Below are 23133 nucleotides of genomic sequence, written 5' to 3'. Positions count from 1 at the left end.
TCCCATTCTTGTGTTAGCTGTTCACTCGTTTTTTGGTCTTATTGTTTCACCGCACCGGCGGTCAGCCCGCCGACAAGGTAGCGCTGAAGGAAGAAGATGACGACCATCGCCGGCGCAATACCGACGAAGGAAGCCGCCATCAGTTCGTTCCAGATGACCTCCTGCTTGCCGAAGTAAGCAAAGAGCCCCACCGGCAAGGGCATGTATTCGGTCTTCGAGTTGAACGTCAGCGCGAAGATGAATTGCTGGGCGTAGGCGCCGATGAAGGTGGTGATGGCGACGACGATGATCCCCGGCATCGCAATGGGCAGGATGACCCGGCGCAGCGTGTAGAAGTGGCTGGCGCCATCCATGTAGGCCGCTTCGTTGAGTTCCTGCGGAATACGGATCATGTAGGTTCGCAGCAGCCAGATCGCCGAGGGGATCAGGAAGGCGACGCCCGGCACGATCATGGCGAGATAGGTGTTGAGCACGCCGATGCTGCGCATCAGCCGGAAGAGCGGGATCAACAGCACGGCGCCGGAGAACATGTTTACCGTCAGGAAGGCGCCGAGCAGAATGCCCATGCCCCTGAATTCGAACTTCGCAAAGGCATAAGCCGCCGGAATGACGAGGCAGAGCACGATCAGCGTGACGATGATCGAGATGAAGAACGAGTTGAAGATATAACGTCCGAAGCCCGGCACGCTGATCCACATCGTCCGATAGGCTTCAAACGAGCCGTTCTCCGGCCAGAAACGGTAGGGCGAAGAGAAAGCTGGCTGAGCGGCTTCAGCGAAACCAGGAAACCTTCGACGAAGGGCGACAGCACGAAGAAAAGAAACAGCGCGATGCCGCAATAGATCAGGATGATTTCCCACCAACGGTAACGGTCGATCATGGCTGCATTGCTCATGCGCGCTTCTCCGGGTTGAGGCGGCGGGTGACGCGGAAATAGGCGAAGCAGAACAGCGACAGGAAGATGCAGATCAAAACGGCGCGCGCTGCACCTTCACCGTATTTCTTCGAGCCGATCGCGGTCTGATAGGTATCGATGATCATCGTCGTCGTCTCGCCGCTCGGTCCGCCCTGCGTCAGGATCCAGATGATGTCGAACGAGTTGAAGGTGGCGATCAGCGACAGCATCGACATGGTGATGATCGCCGGCACCATCAGCGGCAGCGTGATGCGGCGGAAGCGGTACCAGCGGCCGGCGCCGTCGGTCCAGGCGGCCTCGTAGAGATCCTTCGGAATGGATTGGATCGCCGCCAGGAAGTAGATCGTCACCAGCGGCACGCCGATCCATACGTCGGTGATGATCGTTGCCCAGAAGGCGGTGTTTCCATAGGCGAGGAAGGCGACGGGGCCGTCGACGAGACCGAAGCGCTGCAGCATGCCCGATATCATCCCGAACTGGCCATTATACATCCAGCCCCACATAAAGATGCCGATGGCCATCGGCACGATCCATGGCGGCATGGTCAAAAGCCGGAACAATGAGCGGCCGGGGACCGCGGCATTCAGCATGGTCGCACCGAAGGTGCCGATCACCATTTTCAGGGCGACCGAGAAGAAGGTCCAGATGAAGGTGCGGATGATGACTTCGGCAAACCGCTCGTTGAAGATCTTCTCGTAGTTGGCCCAGCCGACCCAATTGGTGGTCTTCCTGAGGGACGCGTCGGTGAAGGAGAGAATGAAGGTATCGACCAGCGGATAGGCGACGATCGCCAGGACATAGAGCACAGCCGGAAGAAGAAGGACGCAAGCGAAGATGAAGGTGCTTCTTTGAACACTCATCTTGCCGCCCTCCTCAAGCCGCTCTCGCGTGAAGGGCTTCGTCGAAGCGGTCCCAGATGGGTCTGAGATCGACGACCGCTTTCTTCATCCTCGCTTCGTCCATCGCCAAGGCGAGGATGCCGGCTTCGAGCGCATTCAGGGTGGAAACAGGAAGTTCGAGCCCGGTGCGCACGCTTTCAAGCAGGTCGCTCGCCATCTGCTCATCGGCGCCGTAGTGCTGAGAGAGCTCGGTGGCGGCATATTTGTTTTCGAGCACCTTGTTGCCGGTCAGCTGTTCGTGAACGTCGAGATAGCCGCGAACGAAATCGCCTTCGGCCATGCCGCGCGAACCCATGATGGCAAAACGGCGGAATTGGTCGGGCACATTGAGATTGGTGTGAAAGTTCATGCCGACGCCATTGGCATATTCGACGATCGCGACCTGATAGTCGATGATATCGGCATCGCTGTCGAACACCTTGTCCGATCCCATCCATCCGCTCGGCTTGCGGTGGAAGAGCTCGAGGTCGTTGATGCCCTCGCGCGCCGGGTCGTTTGCCGGAATGAAGCTCTTGCGGCCGCCGAAACTTGCGACGCGCTCCGGCCGTGCGCCGGCGACGCCATTATAAAGATCGAGGTCGTGGCAGCATTTCTCCAGCATGAAGCTGCCGGAATAGCGCTCATAGCGGCGCCAGTCGCGCATGAAGAAGGCGCCGTGATAAGGCTCGATATGTTCGGAAGCCTCGATCGACACGATCTGACCAAGCTTGCCCTCGGCCTGGATGGCGCGAAGATCCTTATAAAGAGGAGAATAGCGCAAGACGAGACCGACCATCAGTCGCTCATGTCCGAATTTTGCCATCAGATGGGCAAGTTCGATGCTTTCGGCGATCGTCGTGACGATCGGCTTTTCGCAGAAGACCTTGAGACCGGCTTGAAGTCCGAGCCTGATATGGTCGAGATGCAGGTGGTTGGGGGAGCCGATCATCAGCAGATCGAGCTTTTCAGAGGCAAGGAGCTCCTCCGGCGAACCATAGGCCTTGCCGACCGAAATTCCCTTTTCCGTCAATCCCGGAAGTCCGGCGGGTTCCGGATCCACATAGCCGACAATGTCGAAGCTGCTATCGATTGCCTTGAAAACATAGCCGAGATAGCCGAGCCGGAATCCTAGCCCGATGATTCCCACTTTCATGCCGATCAAGTTCCCATTTAGTAATTTATTTTCTTTAAGTTGGGACAAAAATCGGGGGGCGTCAATAGAAAACGGGCATCGAAGCGCAAGCATGAAATTAATTTTCATAGATCGATAGCCGGCGGTCGATTGCTGGCTGTCACCGGCCGGACGCAGATTCCACAAGGGACGTGTGCGCATCACTTAACGCCGGGGCAGCGAATTCAGCGACTGTTGGCACAGCCAGCGATCGCCCCGGCAAAGCTCACGCGGAACTCGCGAAATGTTGAAAAGAGCCGCGAGTTTACGTGTGTAGGATGGGCGCGACAACCCGGAGGCAAGGAGGAGCCATCATGACACGTATGACAGCCAAGGATTTCCCTCAGGAACTTCTCGAACTCTACGATTATTACGCGCACGGGAGAATTACCAAGCGCGAGTTTCTCGACCGGGCCGGCAAATTCGCTGTCGGCGGACTGACCGCAGCTGCCATTCTTTCATCGCTGAGCCCTGACTATGCGCTGGCGACCCAGGTCGAGTTCACCGATCCCGATATCTCAGCCGAATACATCACCTATCCCTCGCCAAAGGGAAATGGCGATGTCCGTGGCTATCTCGTCCGCCCTAAAAACGCGACCGGCAAAGTCGCGGCCGTGGTGGTCGTTCACGAGAATAGGGGCCTGAACCCCTATATCGAGGATGTGGCGCGTCGCGTGGCGAAGGCAGGTTTCATTGCACTTGCGCCGGATGGCCTCACCTCGGTCGGAGGCTATCCCGGCAACGACGAAAAGGGACGGGAACTGCAGCAGAAGGTCGACCCGGAGAAGCTGATGAACGACTTCTTCGCGGCGGTCGAATTTTTGATGCACAGCGATCTCACCACCGGCAAGGTCGGTATCACCGGCTTCTGCTATGGCGGCGGCGTTGCCAACGCTGCGGCGGTCGCCTATCCGGAGCTTGCCGCAGCCGTGCCCTTCTACGGCAGGCAGCCGCGCGCCGAAGACGTGCCGAAGATCAAGGCCCCGTTGCTTCTCCATTATGCCGGACTGGACAAGGGCATCAACGAGGGCTGGCCGGCCTACGAAGCTGCGCTGAAGTCATCGGGAAAAACATTCGAGGCCTACGTCTATCCTGACGTCAACCACGGCTTTCACAATGATTCCACGCCCCGCTACGATGAGGCGGCAGCCAAGCTCGCCTGGCAGCGAACGGTCGACTGGTTTACGAAATACCTCGCCTGAGAAACCGGACTTGAACGAGCCGCGGCGGGGAGCCATTCCCCGCCGCTTTTCCGTCCCGCGGCTTGTCAAGGCGACTGACGGCCTGTGATCAGGCTCCAGAAGGGATCGTCGCCGGACAGGTTTTCCAAATCGGCAAGCCCGCGAAGCCGCAGGAAAGCGGCGCCGGACACACTCCGATTTCCCCAGCGCAAGCAGTCCATGAATTTGACTTCGCGTTCCTGGACGCTCATCGGCGCTTCGAGCGATCCCTTCGCATGCAAGCGGGACTTGTTCAAAATGCGCCCGTCGCGCATCGTCACAGTGACGACATGCGGGAGGCGCTCCACGCCTTTTTCCTCATCAGCCGAATAGGACTGCATGTCGATGCGCGGCATGAATTCCCGGATTTCCGCTCGCCCAATCTCCTGCCGTGTAAAGTCCGAAAGGCTAAGGGAGCCTCTGAGGAAAGCTGTCGCCAGGCAATATTGCATCGAGAAGCGTGCCTGCATCTCGTCGGTGGGCTCGGGATAGGCGAGGTTACGGGCAGCGGATATGCCGACTTTCGTCTCGATCCTGGCAATGTCGTCCGCCAAAAGCCCATGCTCCTGCTTCAGATCCAGAAGCGCGTCGATGGCGCGATGAGTGGAGGCGCAGCAGGGATGGCGCTTGGTCACCACGCCCCGGCTTTCGATGATGTGCTCCGCCTCGAATGTCAGGCCGTCCCAGCCCTTGGCGTCATCGCCGCCGAAAAGATCGAGGAAGCCTTGCGGCCGTTCGAGGATATCCGGCCGCCCGCTCATGCCCGCCAGCGCCATTCGCGCCGCGTCCACGGCATTGCGCGCGGCAATGCCGGCGTGAAGCGGTTTGGCGGTCGTGCCGAATTGCCCTTTCGGGCCGCAGGCAAAGCTCGTCGCCAGGCTCATCGCCGCGACTAAGCCGTTTTCGTCGGCGCCGAGAAGCCGTGCTACGCCAGCCGCGGCCCCGATGCTGCCGACCGTCGCCGTTGCGTGCCAGCCCCTGTTGTAGTGGGAGGGATTGACGCCAAAGCCAACCGCCGCTTGCGCTTCCAGCCCGGCCAGGTAGGCCTCGAGAAACCGTCTTCCGCTGGTGGCCTTGCCGCGCGTCAGAACGGCCAGCAGCGCCGGCACCAGAACCGCGGAAGCATGCGCCCTTGCCGGATGGAAATTGTCATCGAAATCGAGCGCATGCGCCGCCGTTGCGTTGATGAGTGCGGCCAAAGAGGGCGAGGCGGAGCCGCCGGTGACGAGCCGCGCTTGCCCGCCTCCGGCGATTTCCCCGTCGAAGGCACGGGTGAGTGCGGCAACGCTGTCATCGCCCCTGCCTGCAATCATGCAGCCGATGGTGTCCACCGCAGCATCTCTTGCCCGGTCCATCGCGAGGTTTGAGAACGTCGTTCGCGACAGGAGCTGTTCCGCGATCTTCCGGAGAATGGTGGCCATTGACGAAAGTCTTTCCGTGAGTTTGGTTCTCAGCGGAAAATGTTCAACTTTCCGCAGCTCCGCAATCTTATGCGGTTTGCGGGTAGGGCTATCGACGTTGGAGATAGAATGGCGCGACACACGAGTGCGGCGATCAGCCTGAAGCATATCGAGGCCTATGACGCGATCGCCGCGACGGGCTCGACGATCGCCGCTTCCGTCGAGCTTGGGATCTCGCAATCGAACGCCAGTCGCCTGTTGCAGCAACTGGAAGACTATCTCGGCGTCCGGCTTTTCGACCGGGAAAAGAACCGGCTTCAACCAACCCGCGAGGGCCTGCAGCTCGGCCCGGAAATCCGGGCCATTTCCGACCGGCTACGCGCCTTGAAAACGGCGGCGATGGAACTCGAGAGCGGTCGATCGCGCGAGATCATGCTGCGGCTCGCCTTTCCCTCCAGTCTTTCCTCGACGCGCATTCCGAAGCTGGTGAAGAACTTTCTCGCAGCGAATGGACCGATGCGCGTCGAAGTCGCATCCGGCAGCTATCTGGCAATTGAACGGATGGTGGCTGACGGCGAGGTCGATCTCGGCTTCGCGCGTCTGCCGCTGATGAGCCCGGGATTGAAACAGGAGAAGATCCTGTCGTCGCGGGTCATTTGCGCCCTGCACAACGATCATCCCAAGGCCGGCAGCCGCCAATTGTCGGTCGGCGACCTGAAGGGGCAGGATCTGATCATGCTGAACAGGGAGCGACCGGTTCGCCATGAGCTTGAGGCATTGTTCTACAAATCCGGCATCCGTCAACGCCCCCTGCTCGAGGCGCATTCGGTGGCGAGTGCCTGCGCGCTGGCTGCACAGGGGCTCGGCATTGCACTGGTCGGCGAGATCATCGCCCGCGAATATGCGACGCTGCCGCTGCAGTTCATTCCGCTCGAACCGGAACTGCCGGTTGCTTACGCGCTGATCAGCGGAGAGAAATTTCCGATGCCCAAGGCCGCCAGCCTCTTCCTTCAAAGCATTTCGGACTGGGTATGATGACGGCGCCTGAACCGTACCGGGGGGTCGCAAACGCATGAATATCAAGCAACTGGAAGTCCTGCGCACGCTTTTGGCGACAGGGTCGACGATTGCCACGGCAAAGACGATGGGCCTCAGTCAGTCCGGCGTCAGCCGCCTTCTCCAGCAGCTCGAGGCGGACCTTTCGATGTCGCTTTTCGTGCGCGACAAAGGCCGTCTCATCCCCACCCCCGAGGCCCTGCTTCTCGCCCGCGATGCCGAGAACATCTTGCTCGCAGTCGATCGGATGTCGGGCCACGCGGAGGACTTGAGAAGCGGCGCTGCCGGCCCGGAGATCGTCCGCGTCGGCTTGCCGAGCAGCATGTGGGAGCATTTCGCGCCGGCAATGCTGGCCGATTACTTCAGCGATTTCCCCGGTGTGCGGATCGAAACCTTCTTCGAGACGACGACCGCGATCAACAAGCTCGTCGAGCAGAGGGTGATCGATTTCGGCTTTCTTCGCATGGAGGGCGAGAGCGGACCGGGCATCGAGGTCGAGCGGGTCGCAACCGGCGAAAGCGTCTGCGTCGTTCCGAAGGATCATCCTCTAGCGAAACTGGAGGAAATCACGGTCAGAAATTTGCGCGACGTGCCCCTCATTCTGATCGGCCGCCAACGGCCGAACCGCATGGCGCTCGACCAGACCTTCCGGCGGGCCGGCATCAAGCAGATCGTCAAGATCGAGACGCATACCAACAGTTCCGCCTGTTCCTATGTCGCGCATGGCCTTGGGGTCACGATCATCAGCAGCTTTTATGCGAATCTCTATCGCCACCTGCCGGTGGTGCACCGTCCTTTCGTGCCACGCGCGACCCAGGAGTTCGGATTGGCGAGGGCGGTCGGAACGCCACTCTCGATTGCCGCCCATGCTCTCAGCGACGCCTTAAAGCGACAGATCAAGCTATCGCAAAAAGACATTTGAAATTAAATATTTAGCCTGCATTCCTATTCCAGCGCAGCCGCTTTGGTTGCGGTCGTATTCCGCATAGACTTATGACAGAATCGCATAATATTGCGGATATTTCCTCATTCGATCATAGTCTGCGGCAACGAAACCGATGGCGCCGGGCACTATCCGTCGCCAATCGCGGGGAACAAAAATGCTGAAATTCGTTCTAAACCGCCTGTTGATGGCATTGCCGACGATCGTCCTCGTTTCGGTGACGGTCTTCACGCTGATCCGCTTCATACCCGGCGATCCGGCGGCATTGATGCTGGGTGATATGGCTGAGCCGGGTCAGATCGCGGCGATGCGCTCCGAACTCGGCCTCGACAAATCGCTGCCGGAACAGTTCCTGATCTGGACCGCCAATGTCGTCCAGGGTGATTTCGGCCGCTCGATCGTCAATGACGAGCCGGTTCTGCCGCTCGTTGCATCACGTTTTCTGGTCAGCGCCGAAGTCGTCGTCATCGCCGTCCTTCTGGCGAGCCTCATCGCCGTGCCGGCCGGTGTCATCGCCGCCTGGCGGCAGAACAGTCTGACGGACCTGGCGCTCGTCGGCACGGCCACGATCCTGCTGTCGATCCCGACATTCTGGCTCGGCCTCCTGCTCCTGCTTTTCTTCGGCCTGAAACTCAGCTGGCTACCGGTCCTCGGCTATGTCTCGATCGGCAGTAATCTCACCGGCGGCCTGCTTTACCTCGTGCTGCCGATCATGACCCTGGTCATTCACGAGATGGGTGTGTTGATCCGCATGGCACGCGCCTCGACGCTGGAAGTGCTGCGTCTCGACTATATCACCCACGCCCGGGCCAAGGGGCTTTCCGAGAGCGCCGTCCTCTGGCGGCACGCCTTCAAGAATGCCTTCGGCCCGACCTGGACAGTCATCGGTCTGATCCTCGGCAATCTGCTCGGCGGCATTGCCGTCATCGAAACTGTCTTCACCATACCGGGGCTCGGGCGACTGATGGTCGACAGTATTTTTGCCCGCGATTACCCCGTGATCCAGGGGTGTCTGCTGTTCGTCTCGCTTTCCTATGTGCTGGTCAATTTGGTCGTCGACCTGCTCTATCCCCTGTTCGATCCGCGGGTAGTCGCCGAATGAAAAACGTCACCTTCAACGGCTTCATCGGCAGCATTCTGATTGCCGCATTGCTCATCTCCGCTGCGATCGGCCTCTTCTGGACCCCCTACGATCCGATGAAGCTCGGCTTCACCGCACGGCTGGCGGCACCAAGCAGCGCCCACTGGCTCGGAACCGACGAATTCGGCCGCGACGTGCTCAGCCGCCTGATCGTCGGCGCCCGGGCGAGCGTCTGGATCGGCACCTTGACGGTCACATTCGCGACGGTCTGCGGCACTCTGATCGGTCTCGTCAGCGGCTATGCCCGCGGTTGGATCGATGCCGCTATCATGGCCGTCAACAATGCGCTTCTCGCCTTTCCCGGCATCCTTCTGGCGCTTGGATTGCTCGCCGTCTTCGGCGCCAACCAATATGGCATCATCTTCGCGCTGGGCATTGCCTATTCTCCCTCCATGGCCCGCGTTGTCCGGGGTGCCGTCCTGTCGCTGCGCGAGCGGGAATTCATCGAGGCCTCCAAGGTGATGGGCAATGGCGAGCTCTACACCATGTTCCGCCATATCCTCCCCAATTGCATCGCGCCGATCACCGTGCTGGCGACCTCGATGTTCGGTTGGGCGATCCTTTCGGAAAGCGCGCTCAGCTTTCTCGGTCTCGGCGTCCCGCCACCGGCGCCAACCTGGGGCAACATGCTGGCTGCGGGCCGACCATTCATCGAACAGGCTGTCTGGCTGGGTCTCTTCCCGGGCCTGGCGATCGCCCTGACGCTTCTCGGCATCAATCTTCTGGGCGACGCTCTACGGGACAAGCTTGATCCGCGGATGAGGGGGCTGAAATGACCAATAGAACGCTTTTGAATGTCCGCAACCTGTCGCTTCAGGTCACTGGGACCGGTGTGCAGGTCGTCAAGGACGTCAGCTTCGACATCGCGCCGGGCGAAATCTTCGGCATCGTCGGAGAAAGCGGATCGGGCAAGACGCTGGCAACACGCGCCCTGATCTCGCTGCTGCCGGCACCCATCAAGGTGATCGGCGGCTCCATTGCCTACAAGGGACGCGACGTGCTTTCCATGAACGGCGCGCAATTGCGCCAATTGCGTGGTGCGGAAATCGGTGTCGTCTTCCAGGAGCCGATGACCTCGCTCAATCCCTCGATGACCGTCGGCCGCCAACTCGAAGAAGGGTTGCAGCTGCATACGAAACTTTCGAAGGAGGAACGACGCAGCCGGATCCTCGACATGCTGAACCGGGTCGGGATCCGCGACCCCGCCGGGGCGCTCACGTCCTATCCGCATGAATTCTCAGGCGGCATGCGCCAGCGCATCATGCTGGCATCGGTGATGCTGCTGAAACCGGCGCTCTTGATCGCCGACGAGCCGACGACCGCGCTCGATGCCGTGATCCAGCGCGATGTCATGGAATTGATGGTGGAGCTGACGCAGGCGGAAGGCACCGCCGTGCTGCTGATCAGTCACGATCTGCCGATGGTTGCCCGCTACACGAACCGCATCGTCGTGATGGAAAAGGGCGTGATCGTCGAAGAAGGACGCACCGCCGATCTGCTCGACGCACCGCAGCGTGCCTATACGAAGAAACTGCTTTCCTCCCTGCCGTTTCGCGGAGAGACGCGGACGATCGACAAGACCAGGGCGCCGATGGTCTCTGCGCGCGATATCGTCGTCGACTATCCGGGCCGGCGGTCGCTGATGAAGAAGGCAACGCCGAAACGGGCGCTGCATGGCGTCAGCATCGATATCCACGAGGGCGAAGTCGTGGCGCTGGTCGGCGGTTCGGGTTCCGGCAAGACCACGCTCGGCCGCACCATTGCCGGACTGGTCCGCGAGAGCGAAGGCGATATCCGGTTCAAGGGACGCAGCCGCGACGCCGACTGGATGGACTATCGGCTGAATTGCCAGATGGTGTTTCAAGATCCTTATTCCTCGCTCGATCCGCGCATGACCATCCTCGCGCTCGTGGAAGAAGCGCTGCGGCTCGTTCCCGATCTCGACGCCATGACTAAGCGCAAGCGCGCCCTGGAGACGCTGGAGGAAGTCGGTCTTGGGTCCGACTATGCCGGGCGCTACCCGCATGAGCTTTCGGGCGGCCAGCGGCAGCGCGTGGCGATTGCCCGCGCCATTGCGCGCCGGCCGAAATTCCTGATCGCCGACGAACCGGTATCGGCGCTTGACGTGACGGTCAGGGCGCAGGTGCTCGAACTCCTGTCCGATCTGCAAAAACGCTACGGCTTTTCCTGCCTGTTCATCAGCCATGATCTCGGCGTGGTCGAACAGGTGGCCGATCGCGTCGTCGTCATGCAGGACGGCCGGATCATCGAGGAGGGCGACCGCGATACGGTTTTCGACCGCCCGAAGGAGGCCTATACGCAAAGGCTTCTCTCGGCCATCCCCACTCTGGACCACAATGCTCAGGGCGGCGTGATCCTCAAATGGCGCCTGGAGAACTGACATGACGACGATGATTGAATCCGCAAAGCTCGGCGAGCGATTGAACGCGATCTGCGATGCCCAACCTTTCGTCACGCGTTTCATGGTGCGTGCGCTTGGCACAGGTGAAACGATCGGCAGAGGCGCGGACGAGGAAACCCCTTCCGCCAGCACCCGAAAGACCTCGATCATGATGGCAGCCTTGAAGGCCGCCCATGAAGGCCGCCTGGATCTGGACGAACGGATCACCTACGAAAAGCGATTCGCCGAGGAAGTGGCGAGCGGGATGTTCCGCTATCTGACGCCCGGTATCGTCATATCGCTGCGCGATGCCATCACCGGCATGATGGTGCTGAGCGACAATGTCTGCACCAAGATGGTGTTCGAAAGGCTGACGCTCGAAGAGGTCGACAGCTATTGCAAGTCGATCGGCATGACGGGCACCAACCATCGCTTCCTCATCCCTCCCTTGGCGCTGTCGCCCGATCACTCATTGAAAGCCGTCACCACGACGACGGCGCGGGATCAGGTCTATCTGCTGCAGACCATCCTGGATGCGCAGGATTCGCGGGAAGCCGCGGACCGGCTCGGCTGCTCGCAGGCGCTCAGCGCCTATGCGCTTCAGACCCTGAAGAACCAGATCCTGCGTTATGCCATTCCCTCCAGGCTGCCCTTCGGTGTGCTCGTCGCCCACAAGGGCGGCACGGGAAAGCGCGGCCGCATGAATGCCGGTATCGTCTATCGCGACGGTTCCCCCTTCTACATCATCGCCGCCTATACCGACGACGTGCCGCAGGAGATGCCGGACGGCACCCCCGGCTACACGGTCGCGCTTGAAACCATCGGCAGGCTTTCACGCGCCTGCTGGGATGAATTCCAATCCTGACGATCATAAAAAGAGGGTAGAACGATGCACAAGCTTCTTCTTGCAGGCACCATGTTGATGGCGATGACCGGCGTGATCCACGCCCGCGACATCGTCGTGGCTCAAAGTTCCGATCTGCGCAGCAACAATCCGGGCGTCAATCGCGACGGCAATACCGATGGCGTCATCCTGCATATCGTCGAAGGGCTCGTCGGCTATGCCAACAACGGCGAGGTCAAGCCGCTGCTGGCAAAGAGCTTCGAAGTCTCGGCCGATGGGCTGACCTACAGCTTCAAACTGCGTGACGACGTCAAATTCCACAACGGCAAGACATTGACCGCCGATGACGTCGTTTGGAACTGGAACCGCTATCTCAAGCCCGAAACGAAATGGACCTGCCTTCCTGACTTCGACGGCAGCGGCAGCGTGCATGTTACGGGGGTCAAGGCAGTCGATGCGTCGACCGTCACCATCACGCTGGAAAAGCCATCCGCGGTTTTCCTTGGCCTCATGTCGCGCCCCGAATGCGGTTACACCGGGATCATCTCCCCGGAATCGGTCGGCGCAGACGGAAATTTCGTCAAGCCGATCGGCACCGGTCCCTTCAAATGGGATGAATGGAAAAAGGGCGAGTATATCCATCTCGCCAAGTTCGACGATTATGTCTCGCCAGAGAATGACGGCAAGCCCGACGGCATGGTCGGCTCCAAACGCCCTCTCGTCGATGGCATCAAGTTCATGGTCATTCCCGATGCTTCGACCGTAAAGGCCGGCCTTCAGTCCGGGGTGCTCGATACCGCGGAGATTTCGCCGGATCTCATTCCCGAATTCAAGACGAGCGACATGATGCAATTGATCGTGGCGCGCAACAACGGCAAAAACCTCTTCTACATCCAGACGCGCGACAAGGTTCTGAGCAATCCCGGCGTGCGCCGCGCCATGGCAATGGCGCTCGATCTCGACCAACTCGTCGAGGCCGCCTCCAATGGCACCGGCGCAGCCAACGGTTCGATGGTTTCGCAAGACTCGCTCTATTTCGACGATGTCCAGAAGGAGCGTCTGCCCTACGACGTCGAGGCCGCGAAGAAAGAACTAGCGACGGCCGGCTATAAGGGCGAGCCGATTACCATCATCGCCAACAAGCGCAGCAACGTGCCAAGCTTCCCGGCCGCGGTGATGGCGCAGGCCATGATGCAGCAGGCAGGTCTCAATGTGCAGATCGAGGTGCTCGACTATGCGACGCAGGTCGATCGCCGCCGGTCCGGCAACTACCAGATCATCTCGCAATCGGTCGCGCCGCGGCTCGATCCGGCGCTGATGTACGGCTTCTATGTCGGCAACAAGGACAAGAATGCGTCGTTGATGTGGGATGATCCAAAGGCCGTCGAGTTGATGAAGGCCGCCTATGCGGAACCCGACCAGACGAAGCGTCAAGCGATCTTCGACGAGTTTCACACGCTGATGCTCAAGGAAATGCCGGGCATCTTCCTCTATGACATGGTCGATGTCTGGGGCGCGACCAAGAAGCTGAAGGGCCAGCCCGTCTGGCAATCGAATGCCCGTCTTTGGGAAGTTTCGCTCGACAACTGATCCTGAACTCCGCGCCCGATGGTCGGGCGCCACCATCCCACTCAACAGTCAACAGGAGATCCGGCAGGCAGTCCTGCCGGGTCCGGTGCAACACATCCCTGTGGCGGCAGGGCAGACAGCGAGGAATACCATAAATCTTGACGCGATCAGCTCCATTGCCGCGACGATCGAAAAGATCAAGCCGGACTATACAGCCCTCAGCGACAGCATCTGGGATTTCGCAGAGTTGAAGTTCGAGGAGCGGCGCTCGTCGCAATTGCTGGCAAGGACACTCGAGGAAAACGGCTTTGCCGTGCGCCGCGGCGTCGCAGGCATGGAAACGGCCTTCATCGGCGAATCCGGCAGCGGCAAGCCGGTGATTGCTTTCCTCGGAGAATTCGATGCCCTGGCCGGAATGAGCCAGACCGCCGACGTAGCCGAGCCTCTTCCCGAGGCGGCGGGAGCAACCGGTCACGGCTGCGGGCACAATCTGCTTGGCGTCGGATCGCTGATGGCGGCGGTTGCGCTTGCCCGCCACCTCAAGGAGAACAACCTGCCCGGGACGGTGCGCTATTATGGCTGCCCGGGAGAGGAGGGCGGTTCCGGCAAGACCTTCATGGTTCGCGCCGGCGCGTTCGATGACGTCGATGCCGCACTGACCTGGCATCCGGCTCCGTTCAACGGTGTTCGCTCGACGAACAATCTTGCCGTTCTCGAATATTACTATCGCTTCAGGGGTGTCGCAGCACATGCGGCCAACAGCGCCCATCTCGGCCGCTCGGCGCTCGATGCGGTCGAACTGATGAATGTCGGCGTCAATTTCCTGCGTGAACACATGCCGCAGGATTGTCGCGTTCACTACGCGATCACCGACACCGGCGGCAGGGCCGCCAATGTGGTGCAGGCCAGCGCCGAGGTTCTCTATCTGATCAGGGCGCCTGACATGCCGCAGGCGCTTGAGCTTGCCGGGCGGGTCGAGAAGGTTGCACGAGGTGCGGCGATGATGACCGAAACAGAGGTCGAGATCGTGTTCGACACCGCCTCGACGAACCTTCTTCCCAACATCACACTTGAAACGGCGATGCACGAGAACATGGTCGCCCTCGGGCCGATAGCCTTTGACGAGGCCGACATCGCCTTCGCGAGCAAAATCCAGGATACCTTCACACCCGAAGCGATCAGGAGCAGCATCCGCCTCTATCAGATCAAGGGCGATGTGTTCTCCAACGCCAAGGTCGATGGCTCGGCGCCCCTGCACACCGGCCTGCGCGATTTCGAGGGACAATCGCATTTCCGGGCCGGATCGACCGATGTCGGCAATGTCAGCTGGGTGACGCCGACCGCGCAATGCTGGGCACCAGCCTGGGCGATCGGCACCAATCCCCATACCTGGCAGGTCGTCGCGCAGGGAAAAAGCCCGGCCGCGCACAAAGCCATGGCGCATGCGGCCAAGACGCTTGCGACAACGGGGCTCGCATTGATGTCGTCATCCGACCTTCTGGCAGCCGCGACGGCCGAGTGGCGGGAAAAGACCAGCGGCAAAGCCTATGTGTGCCCGATACCTGACGATGTGATGCCTGCATCGGTTCATAGCCGCTAATCCTGCCCTGAGAAGGCCGCGCCTAAAAGATGCTGCGGGGCGGGGAGGCATCCCCCGCCGTCCATCCGTCCCTTGGCCTGCGATCGGTCGATCAAATTGCCCGGTCGGCCATGGCGTCGAAAGCCATCCGCTTGGCTATTGGGGACCGCCGGCTTTGCGTCGTCCCCGGCTGACCATCATTCCGCCGACGATGAGAGCAATTCCGGCGGCGTTCGCCCAAAATGACGCTGGGACGGCGCTGATATAATCAAATGCCACCCCTGTTACCATCTGGCCACCAATGATCAGCAGAGCCGAATTCACCGCGCCTATTCGAGCAATGACCCAGCTGCCCGCCGCCACGAAGATGACGCCGATGGGACCACCCAGATAGGCATACCAAGGCGCCTCGGCCGCACCCGCAGGAAGCAAACCTCCCACAAAAAGACCGAGGCAGGTGAGGGCGGCAAAGCCTATCGCATGGTTCCAGAAGGATGCGATCAGCGGCGTCGTCGATACGCTCAACCGTCCATTGAGCTGACGACTGAGGCCGACGAGCACACCGCCCAGGCATGCCAGGAGAATGAATATGGTCACGCCGCACCTCGCCCGAACAATATAATGAGTGCAGCCCCCGTGACGACCAAGCCGAGTGCTACGATGTCTCGTCTGTCTGGGCGCCGCTTTGGCAGACCGAACAGTCCCCAACTGTCGGCCGCGACGCTGAAGGCGACCTGGCCTGCCAAACCCAAAGCCAAGGTGCCGGAGAGCCCGAGCGGTGAGTTGACCGCGGTCGAGGTCAGAATGACCGTTGCAGCGCCGGATATCCCTCCGAGATAAGCCCACCAAGGTGCCCTGGGAGCTTTTTCTACCCTCGGCGTGCGCCGGCGTTGGACCATCAGGAGAAGAAGGACAGCGGCGATGATGCCTGTGCCGTGTGCGGTCCAAGATGAGAACAGAGGATTGGCATAACGGGCCAACTCGCCGTTGAGGTGCACCATGAAAGTCAGGAGCCCGCCCGTGGCAAAAGCTCCAATGAAGTAGATGGGATGCGAACTACGTGCTTCGGTGGTCATTACAGATCCTGTCAAAGAATCGATTAGGCTCAGATTTTCAAATTGCCACTAAGGCCATTCATCGGCATTTTCAGCAAGATGATTGACACCGTGTCTGTTAGACCAACCTCTCCTTGATGGTGTTCAGGAAGCTCGTTTCGATCGATGCGCGGTTGGTGTATTTGACAGACTTAATTCGAGCGATGTCCCATAATGCAAGATGATGCCATGTCCGGGAACCTCGATGGCACAGGCGACCCGACAATGCCGAAAGCCGGATTGTCGGAAATCCTCGCTCCTGGCCTTTCCGTGGTTTTCTGCGGATTGAATCCGGCTCTGTCCGCGGTTCGCGACGGCCATAATTTCTCGAACCCGAGCAACCGTTTTTGGCGGGTCTTGCATCTAGCCGGATTTACACCGCGTCTGCTGCGGGCGGATGAAGAGCGCGAGCTGCTGCAATTTGGCTGCGGTCTGACATCCGCGGTTTCACGTCCTACGAAAAGCGCAAGCGAGCTCAAGAAGCAGGACTATCTCAGCGCCGCGCCCGTTCTGGAAAACAAGATACGAAAGATTGCGCCAGCCAACTTGGCCTTTCTCGGAAAGGCGGCATACGCCGCGATCAGTCTTCGAGCCGCTGTTGAATGGGGTCGGCAGCCTGAGGTATTTGCCGGCGCAGACGTCTGGCTGTTGCCAAATCCGAGCGGCCTCAACAGAGCCTTCACCTTGACGACATTGACCGAACACTATCTCGACCTGAGATTGACGCTGTAGCCGTCCTTCGTCGATCTCGAAATTGCGGTGATCATCATTCGGGAGAAATGTCATGGGACGCTTGCTTTCGGTCAATGTGGGCCTGCCGCGCGAGATCAACTGGCAAGGCAAGATCGTCAACACTGCCATTTGGAAGACGCCGGTCGACGGCCCGCGCATGGCGCGGCGCCTGAACGTTGACGGCGATGGACAAGGCGATCTGGCCGGCCACGGCGGCGAACGCCGCGCAGTCTTTGTCTATCAGACCGATTCCTATGGGTACTGGCAGGAGCACTTGCGCCGAGACGACTTCGTCTACGGGCAGTTCGGCGAGAATTTCACCGTCGATGGCTTGCCGGACGTAGAGGTATGCATAGGAGACCGTTACCGCATCGGCGGCGCCCTGTTCGAAGTGACGCAACCGCGCGTCACCTGTTACCGGCTCGGCATACGCATGGAGGAGCCGGAGATGGCCGCGCTGGTCGTCAAACACGGCCGACCTGGTTTCTATTTCCGTGTGCTGGAGGAAGGCGAAGTGCAGGCCGGCGACGAGATCACCAAGGTCGGGTCCGGACCGGAGGGCATGAGCGTTTTCGAGATCAACGCGCTGCTTTATATGCCGGGTCACCCTCACGATCAGTTGGAGCGCGCCCTGCGCATCCCGGCACTAAGCGCAGGATGGCGCGGTTCATTCGAGGCGCTGCTCAAGCAGGAGCGAAAGGAGGGCGCGACGACAGGGAATGCCGGGCTGGCAGCCGCGTCCGGGCCGCCTCCGGCATGGCGCGGATTCCGCCCATTGCGTGTGTCGCGCAAGGTGCGCGAAAGCGGTAGCGTCGTTTCCCTCGTGCTCGAACCGGCAGATGGCCAACCTGTTGCCGCAGCACTCCCCGGGCAGTTCGTGGTGCTGCGGTTCGGCCCGGCTTCTGCGCCTGCGCTGACGCGCAGCTATTCGCTGTCGGGCGAGCCCGGCGGCACGCACTACCGCGTCAGCGTCAAGCGGGAAGCCCATGGCGCTGCCAGCGGTTACATCGACGAGGAATTGCGGGTCGGCGACATCGTGCAGGCAAGTGCGGCACGCGGCAGTTTCACGTTGCGACCGGGCGATACGCCGGTTGTTCTGTTGAGCGCCGGGATCGGGGTGACGCCCGTGCTCGCGATGCTTCATGTTTTGGCCGCCGAAGCATCGTCCCGGGAAGTCTGGTGGCTATATGGAACCCGCAACGGCCGCGAACATCCCTTTGCCGAGGAGGCGCGCGGGCTGCTTAAGAGGCTTCCTCACCACCACAGCCATGTTTGCTACAGCACTCCCGACCCCAAGGATCGGCCCGATATAGATTTCGACGCTCGCGGCCATTTGAATGCGCAGGCGCTCAAGTCGCTCAACCTGCCGCGCGATTGTGACGTCTATGTCTGCGGGCCGTCGAGCTTCATGAGCGATCTGAGCGCCGGCCTTGCAGCCTTGGGCATCGCGCCGAACCGGATCCACACCGAGATGTTCAGCGCGGGTCCCGCGATGACCCCGGGCATAGCTGCCTCGCCGCGCCGGCCACCACATTTGCCGAAAGGGCTTGCAGGTTCCGGGCCACTGGTGTCGTTTGCCCGCACCGGCCTCAATGTGCGCTGGGAGCCGACATTCCAGAGCTTGCTCGAGTTGGCCGAGGCCTGCGACGTGCCAGTGCGATGGTCGTGCCGCACCGGCGTCTGTCATACTTGCGAGACCGGACTTGTCGAGGGAAGGGTCCGCTACCGCCCGGACCCCATCGATGCGGCGGCGGACGGCAATGTGCTGATCTGCTGCTCGAAGCCTGACGGCGACATCGTGATCGATTTGTAAAGCGGGACGACGCGCGCCCTGGTTCTTGATCACAACAGACGCGGTCGTAGCCCGGGCTCATCACTGCCTTGCAAGCATGGAGGTTGCGATGCTGCTCAAGGGCGAACGAACATTCGTGGTGCGGGATATGGGAGGCTTCGTCACGCACCTCAACATGCCGGGGTGGTTGAAGCCCAATTCGACTGATCACGGCCACGGCCCTCTCGCCATGGTCGTTGAATCCATCCTCGATCCTGGCCGCATGATCGCCATGCATGAGCACAGGAACGACGAGATTATTTCCTGGGTGCCGGAAGGCGTCATGCGTCACGACGACAAGGCTGCCGGCCGGTTGGTTATCGACCGTGACCATCTGATGGTGATGAATGCCGGAGCAAGCTTTTGGCATTCCGAAGAGACGCTGGCATCCGATCCACCTTTGCGAATGCTGCAGATCCTCGTTCGCCCTTACGCGGTCGATCTGGAGCCGAAGATCCAGCACGGGCCGATGGCAGCTGCCGCGGCAAACGTCTGGCGACACCTGGTCGGGCCCGAAGGAGAGGGCGCGCCCTTCTATGTCCGCAGTGCGATCGACGTCTTTGATATCCGGCTAGACGCAGGCATACGGGTGGAATTCCCGCAGAAACATGGCCGAGACCTCTATTTCTATGTCTTTAGCGGTTTCGTTGTCGTCGATACGCGACCGTTCGCCGAAGGCGAGCAGGGGCTGCATTTATCGGGTGACAAGCTCGAAGTAGAGGCGCAGAGTGCAAGTACGTTGGTCGCGTTTCTGCTCGACCCGAACGCAACTATCACCAAGCAGGGGACTGTCGGCGACCACAAGAAGATCCCGCCGGCGATCATCATTCGCGCGTTCCTGCGATGGAGGAAATTTCGCCATATGTGGCGTAGTCATCTTTCGCATCGCCGCTCGAAGACCGAAAAGGCGATATGAATGGAACAAGGATGCCCCTAACGGGTTTCGAACCTTAGCGTTCAATAGGAGGAGCATTTCATGCCTACGGTTGCCGCCACACCCATCACCCCACCGGACCAGCACGTTGTAACGGCGCGCGAAGCCATCGAGCCGCTTTATGAGAAGCTCGAGCTTCAAACGGAATCGCTGGTTCTGTCTGCGGCGCTGGAAGCGGGATGGTCTTCGGACGAGGCAACCAAGGCTCTGGCGACGCTCAGACTTCAGGACGCACTTTCCACCCTTGGACGAACGGCCTGACCAATAGAACTCCGGGAATAATCGACGCTCTTGTCGGAATGCCGACTATCCGAACGGTCTCGCGCGGCGTGCTGACTACACGGCGGCTGCGTGATTAGTGGCATGGAGCGCGCCCTCGCATTTTCAGTTTGACCAGGCATCCCAAGGAACCTCAATCAATCTCTGCGCCATGCGCGAACCAAGTATCCATCGGCGCCCTCGATAGGGTCGCTGCTCGGGATCGAGAGTTCGGCAATGGTCAAAAGTTGCTCTTCAGACGGAGCTGATGTCAGCATGTCTGCATGCTGTCCGGGCGGATAGCCTCCTACCACAGAAAAATCCGCACTCGCCTCAAGGTTCCGATGGCCGGTCCCGGCTGGCAAGATCAGACAATCGCCCGCTGCGACATCGATTTCTTTGCCCTCTGGCCCGCCGAGCAAAAGCTTCGCCGTGCCCCTGGCAATACCAAGCACCTCATGGGCACCAGAATGATAATGGTCGTAGGTGAAGATGCCATTCCGCCATATCCCGGTCCATCCGTTGCTCGCGAACAGGTCTTCGAAACTCTTGCTGCCTGCTGCGGCTGAAAGCGCACGTCGATAGATTAGAACTGACAGTTTCGGGTTGTTTGGCACCCAGCTGCTTCGCTGTAGCTGCAGCTCTTGTACGACAACCGGGTCAGTGGCATCCTCGGTCATAAAAATGTCTCCCAAGCATATATCCGATCTTCGTTGAGCTAATCAGCCTGGCACGGTTGGGGAGGCGCTGGTCTCGCAAGAAATCCCAACTCGACTATGGCTCATCAAATGAGGACGCTCTGACCGTCAACGTCTTCCCGGCGGGGTCTTGCTGGAATATCAGCCCACCTTTGGCCTTCGAGTGTCCCGGGACATAATCCAAGACGGTCTCAACGTTTTCAAGGACCGAATCTTGTTCTCGTATCTCGCCCTGGACGGTTACCTGCGACGCGGTCGCGCTTGAATCGTTTCGGATTTCGAAGAGAACTTGAAAACCATCGCCGCGTTTTTCGGTTTGCAGCACGACCCCGACCAGGTTCGGCGAAGAGTCACGGTCAACCAATGCATCCTTGCCAATCCAAGCAATCACGCCAAGGACAATTACGGCCGAGACGACACCCGTGACCCATTCAATCCAATGCGGTTCGCCTGCTTCCAGATTTTTGCCGTTGGAGATTTTTGTCATCGTGCCTCACAGGATCAGGCGAGCTGCTGCCGCGCCAATGGCACCGGGAAAGCTCAGAACGACAACGGCCATAAGGATTTGGGTAGACCCGATGTCATCGGTTCTATGGAACGTCCAGAGGCAATAGGCACTGATCAGACCGGCAATTACGTAGCCCGGCAGGGTGAAGCGAACGAAAGCGTGCCAGCTTGGCGTACCCTCGGCGAGATCGTGGCTCCCCTTGAAAGAAAGGGCGTAAACGAACCCATGCATGACTGCCAGCGAGGCGGCGATCATGAGCAAGGCATGCCACGGCGTCATCTTGTAGGAGAGCAAGATCATTTCCTCTGTGGGCGCGACGTTGAGGTTGAGGAACAGGGCGCCGACCGCCATCAGGAATAGTTCACCGGCGTAGCTCGTTTCCCGTTCGTGGATTGGGTCATCACTATCGCCTTCCTTGGCATCGTCGCCATCGTCCGATTGTCCGCCGAGCTGGCTCCGACCTAGCATCGCGCCGATGCTGGCAGGTATGGACTGGATCGCGATCATTCCGATAATCTCGTGCGGAGATTGGTCGTATTTCAGAACCCCCATGGCGAAGAGGATAAGTGCGCTGCCCAGAACCCCAAGGCCATAGGCAATGCTTGCATCACGGATCGCTTGTCGCCAGGTTGACGTCCGCTCAAATCCGATCCGGTCCGAGAGAATAACGAGAAGGGGAATATTGACGATCAGCAAGAGAAACAGGCGGCTGCGGTCCATGTAGAAGCCGAGCTCCCACATTTCCATGGTCATGAACATGGGCAGCGCGAAAAGCAATGCTCCCGCAATACCGCGTGCGATCCCTGCAAAAAATTTGCTTCTATCGAAATCCTCGCGCGTGATCGCGACACTCAAGTTTGATCTCCCCCTAAATGAAAAACTCCCACCACCCGTAAACCGAGGCAGCGGCATTCAAAGCGCAGGCGCTCGCTGCAGAAGCGCGGGTTGGACGCATGAGCACCAGCGCCGCCGAAGTCAAAGCCGTCATGGACATCAAGGTTGACATGACTTTTCTCGAATGCTTCTCAGTTGTGAGATAGTGGCAGCTCCGACCGTACCTGCGAGAGATTTGGGGTCGACACGGTTCGATATCGTGCCTCGACCAAATTATAAATTCCGAACGCAGCCAAGCCGATAGCCACGACGAGGTAGAGAACAGCTCCGAACGGAAGCTGTCTCACGAAGGTCAAGGCATCACTTATGCTCCCTGCCTGGCCCGGATCGACGGTAAAGGCCGCATAGCAAAAGAAGATGCCGACGATCACGAAAACGACCCCACGGGAAACGAGCCCATAGATGCAAACCAATAACAGAGGTCGGCTTTGACCGAGCGTGAGATATCGCTCAAACCGCCTCGTGATACCTTTCAGCGCGGTAACGGCGCCACCAATGACAAACCCGAGACCAATCGCACCAGCTAGGAATCGACCAAACGGTTGCGACATGACCCAGGCTGCCAAGCCCTTTTCTCCGCCGTCGCCACCGGATCCAAAGCCAAGTGCGTCCTGAAAGGCGTATATCGCCAACCCCAAGTACGTCACGGCGCTCCCGAGAAGGGCGGCACGGATCAGGTAGCTTTTCACACTGTGGTCATGGTTGTCTGCGTTTGCGATGGACTGGGCAAGCCGCCATGCTACGAAGCCGAGTAGCCCGAGCCCTATCAAGCCAAGCCACACCCGGCCCAATGGCTGTTCCAAGACAGCGTCGAGCGCCGATTTGGTATCGGCCTTTCCGCCGCCGAAGCTCGAAAATACTGCCAGCGCAGCAACGAGCAAAAACACAATGCCTCGGGCGCTATATCCAGCCCGCGCAAGCCATTCAAATTTCGACCTGGTCATCTCTGGTTCCCCCGCCGCGGATTTAACGAGCGCCCAGCAAAACAGTTCCGACTTCTCCGCGATGAATGTCTTCAACGAGGCAAGGTCCTCGAACTTTTATCGCAAATTTGACTGTCGGACGC

At 59.9% G+C, this 23133-nt stretch carries 22 protein-coding genes and 1 pseudogene; 13 read left to right on the top strand and 10 right to left on the bottom strand.

Annotated elements, in window-relative coordinates:
- Positions 1-38: 38 nt before the first annotated feature.
- From AC2444_RS33700 to AC2444_RS33690, 3 genes and pseudogenes are all read right to left on the bottom strand, one after another.
- Positions 39-895 (bottom strand): annotated as a pseudogene (locus AC2444_RS33700) (carbohydrate ABC transporter permease).
- Complete coding sequence (locus tag AC2444_RS33695; RefSeq protein ID WP_003553168.1) at positions 892-1776, bottom strand: carbohydrate ABC transporter permease; 885 nt, start codon at positions 1774-1776, stop codon at positions 892-894. Before AC2444_RS33695 ends, AC2444_RS33700 begins: the two are co-directional and overlap by 4 nt.
- Before the next feature lie 13 nt (positions 1777-1789).
- Entirely contained in the window at positions 1790-2947 is a 1158-nt protein-coding gene (locus tag AC2444_RS33690) for a Gfo/Idh/MocA family protein (RefSeq protein WP_128449664.1), read from the bottom strand.
- A gap of 332 nt (positions 2948-3279) precedes the next feature.
- Between AC2444_RS33690 and yghX the strand changes: the two genes are divergently transcribed.
- Positions 3280-4167: a YghX family hydrolase gene (yghX, locus tag AC2444_RS33685; protein ID WP_003553166.1), complete on the top strand. Its 888-nt coding sequence runs from the start codon at positions 3280-3282 to the stop codon at positions 4165-4167.
- A gap of 65 nt (positions 4168-4232) precedes the next feature.
- Here yghX and AC2444_RS33680 read toward each other — a convergent pair whose 3' ends face one another.
- A complete protein-coding gene (locus AC2444_RS33680; RefSeq protein WP_128449665.1) occupies positions 4233-5606 on the bottom strand; it encodes an MmgE/PrpD family protein in 1374 nt (457 codons plus the stop codon).
- Between the two features lie 39 nt (positions 5607-5645).
- On the opposite strand from AC2444_RS33680, the gene AC2444_RS33675 reads away from it, so the two are divergent.
- From AC2444_RS33675 to AC2444_RS33640, 8 genes are all read left to right on the top strand, one after another.
- Positions 5646-6620, top strand: a complete 975-nt coding sequence (locus tag AC2444_RS33675) for a LysR family transcriptional regulator (RefSeq protein WP_206615934.1) — start codon at positions 5646-5648, stop codon at positions 6618-6620.
- Between the two features lie 37 nt (positions 6621-6657).
- Positions 6658-7563, top strand: a complete 906-nt coding sequence (locus AC2444_RS33670) for a LysR family transcriptional regulator (protein WP_003553160.1) — start codon at positions 6658-6660, stop codon at positions 7561-7563.
- Positions 7564-7741: 178 nt separating this feature from the next.
- Positions 7742-8686: an ABC transporter permease gene (locus AC2444_RS33665; protein WP_003553158.1), complete on the top strand. Its 945-nt coding sequence runs from the start codon at positions 7742-7744 to the stop codon at positions 8684-8686.
- Positions 8683-9501 carry an ABC transporter permease gene (locus tag AC2444_RS33660; protein WP_003553156.1) on the top strand — a complete coding sequence of 273 codons (819 nt, stop codon included), beginning with the start codon at positions 8683-8685 and terminating at the stop codon, positions 9499-9501. The genes AC2444_RS33665 and AC2444_RS33660 overlap by 4 nt, the downstream gene beginning before the upstream one ends.
- Positions 9498-11126, top strand: coding sequence for an ABC transporter ATP-binding protein (locus tag AC2444_RS33655; RefSeq protein WP_128449667.1), 1629 nt, complete (start codon positions 9498-9500; stop codon positions 11124-11126). The genes AC2444_RS33660 and AC2444_RS33655 overlap by 4 nt, the downstream gene beginning before the upstream one ends.
- Before the next feature lies 1 nt (position 11127).
- Positions 11128-11991 carry a serine hydrolase gene (locus AC2444_RS33650; protein ID WP_128449668.1) on the top strand — a complete coding sequence of 288 codons (864 nt, stop codon included), beginning with the start codon at positions 11128-11130 and terminating at the stop codon, positions 11989-11991.
- 24 nt (positions 11992-12015) lie between these two features.
- Entirely contained in the window at positions 12016-13560 is a 1545-nt protein-coding gene (locus AC2444_RS33645) for an ABC transporter substrate-binding protein (RefSeq protein ID WP_128449669.1), read from the top strand.
- 130 nt (positions 13561-13690) lie between these two features.
- The gene (locus AC2444_RS33640; protein ID WP_487762930.1) at positions 13691-15139 is read left to right on the top strand and encodes a M20 family metallopeptidase; all 1449 of its coding nucleotides are present in this window, start codon (positions 13691-13693) and stop codon (positions 15137-15139) included.
- Positions 15140-15274: 135 nt separating this feature from the next.
- Here AC2444_RS33640 and AC2444_RS33635 read toward each other — a convergent pair whose 3' ends face one another.
- Entirely contained in the window at positions 15275-15715 is a 441-nt protein-coding gene (locus tag AC2444_RS33635; protein ID WP_128449671.1) for a DMT family transporter, read from the bottom strand.
- Complete coding sequence (locus tag AC2444_RS33630; RefSeq protein ID WP_128449672.1) at positions 15712-16194, bottom strand: DMT family transporter; 483 nt, start codon at positions 16192-16194, stop codon at positions 15712-15714. The genes AC2444_RS33635 and AC2444_RS33630 overlap by 4 nt, the downstream gene beginning before the upstream one ends.
- Before the next feature lie 243 nt (positions 16195-16437).
- Here AC2444_RS33630 and mug point away from each other — a divergent pair, with 243 nt between their 5' ends.
- The 4 genes from mug to AC2444_RS33610 all read left to right on the top strand — a co-directional run bounded on the left by mug (position 16438) and on the right by AC2444_RS33610 (position 19970).
- Positions 16438-16944 (top strand): G/U mismatch-specific DNA glycosylase, encoded by a 507-nt coding sequence (gene mug, locus AC2444_RS33625; RefSeq protein ID WP_245461262.1) that lies wholly within the window; start codon positions 16438-16440, stop codon positions 16942-16944.
- A gap of 52 nt (positions 16945-16996) precedes the next feature.
- Positions 16997-18757 (top strand): MOSC and FAD-binding oxidoreductase domain-containing protein, encoded by a 1761-nt coding sequence (locus AC2444_RS33620; RefSeq protein ID WP_128449674.1) that lies wholly within the window; start codon positions 16997-16999, stop codon positions 18755-18757.
- An 88-nt stretch (positions 18758-18845) separates the two neighbouring features.
- Complete coding sequence (locus tag AC2444_RS33615) at positions 18846-19691, top strand: pirin family protein (RefSeq protein ID WP_128449675.1); 846 nt, start codon at positions 18846-18848, stop codon at positions 19689-19691.
- Between the two features lie 60 nt (positions 19692-19751).
- Positions 19752-19970: a hypothetical protein gene (locus tag AC2444_RS33610; protein WP_003553121.1), complete on the top strand. Its 219-nt coding sequence runs from the start codon at positions 19752-19754 to the stop codon at positions 19968-19970.
- A 155-nt stretch (positions 19971-20125) separates the two neighbouring features.
- Here the strand turns inward: AC2444_RS33610 and AC2444_RS33605 are convergent, their stop codons facing one another.
- From AC2444_RS33605 to AC2444_RS33590, 4 genes are all read right to left on the bottom strand, one after another.
- Complete coding sequence (locus AC2444_RS33605; RefSeq protein WP_128449676.1) at positions 20126-20647, bottom strand: cupin domain-containing protein; 522 nt, start codon at positions 20645-20647, stop codon at positions 20126-20128.
- Positions 20648-20741: 94 nt separating this feature from the next.
- On the bottom strand, positions 20742-21152 hold the full coding sequence (locus AC2444_RS33600) for a TIGR02588 family protein (protein ID WP_003553118.1): 411 nt from the start codon (positions 21150-21152) through the stop codon (positions 20742-20744).
- A 6-nt stretch (positions 21153-21158) separates the two neighbouring features.
- Complete coding sequence (locus tag AC2444_RS33595; RefSeq protein ID WP_164902782.1) at positions 21159-22028, bottom strand: TIGR02587 family membrane protein; 870 nt, start codon at positions 22026-22028, stop codon at positions 21159-21161.
- 170 nt (positions 22029-22198) lie between these two features.
- Positions 22199-23086 (bottom strand): DUF1206 domain-containing protein, encoded by an 888-nt coding sequence (locus AC2444_RS33590; protein WP_012763225.1) that lies wholly within the window; start codon positions 23084-23086, stop codon positions 22199-22201.
- Positions 23087-23133: the final 47 nt, after the last annotated feature.

The organism is Rhizobium sp. WSM1328 (assembly GCF_057653715.1).
Note: the sequence above shows the minus strand (reverse complement) of the source record. Positions and strands in the feature narration are given on the sequence as shown.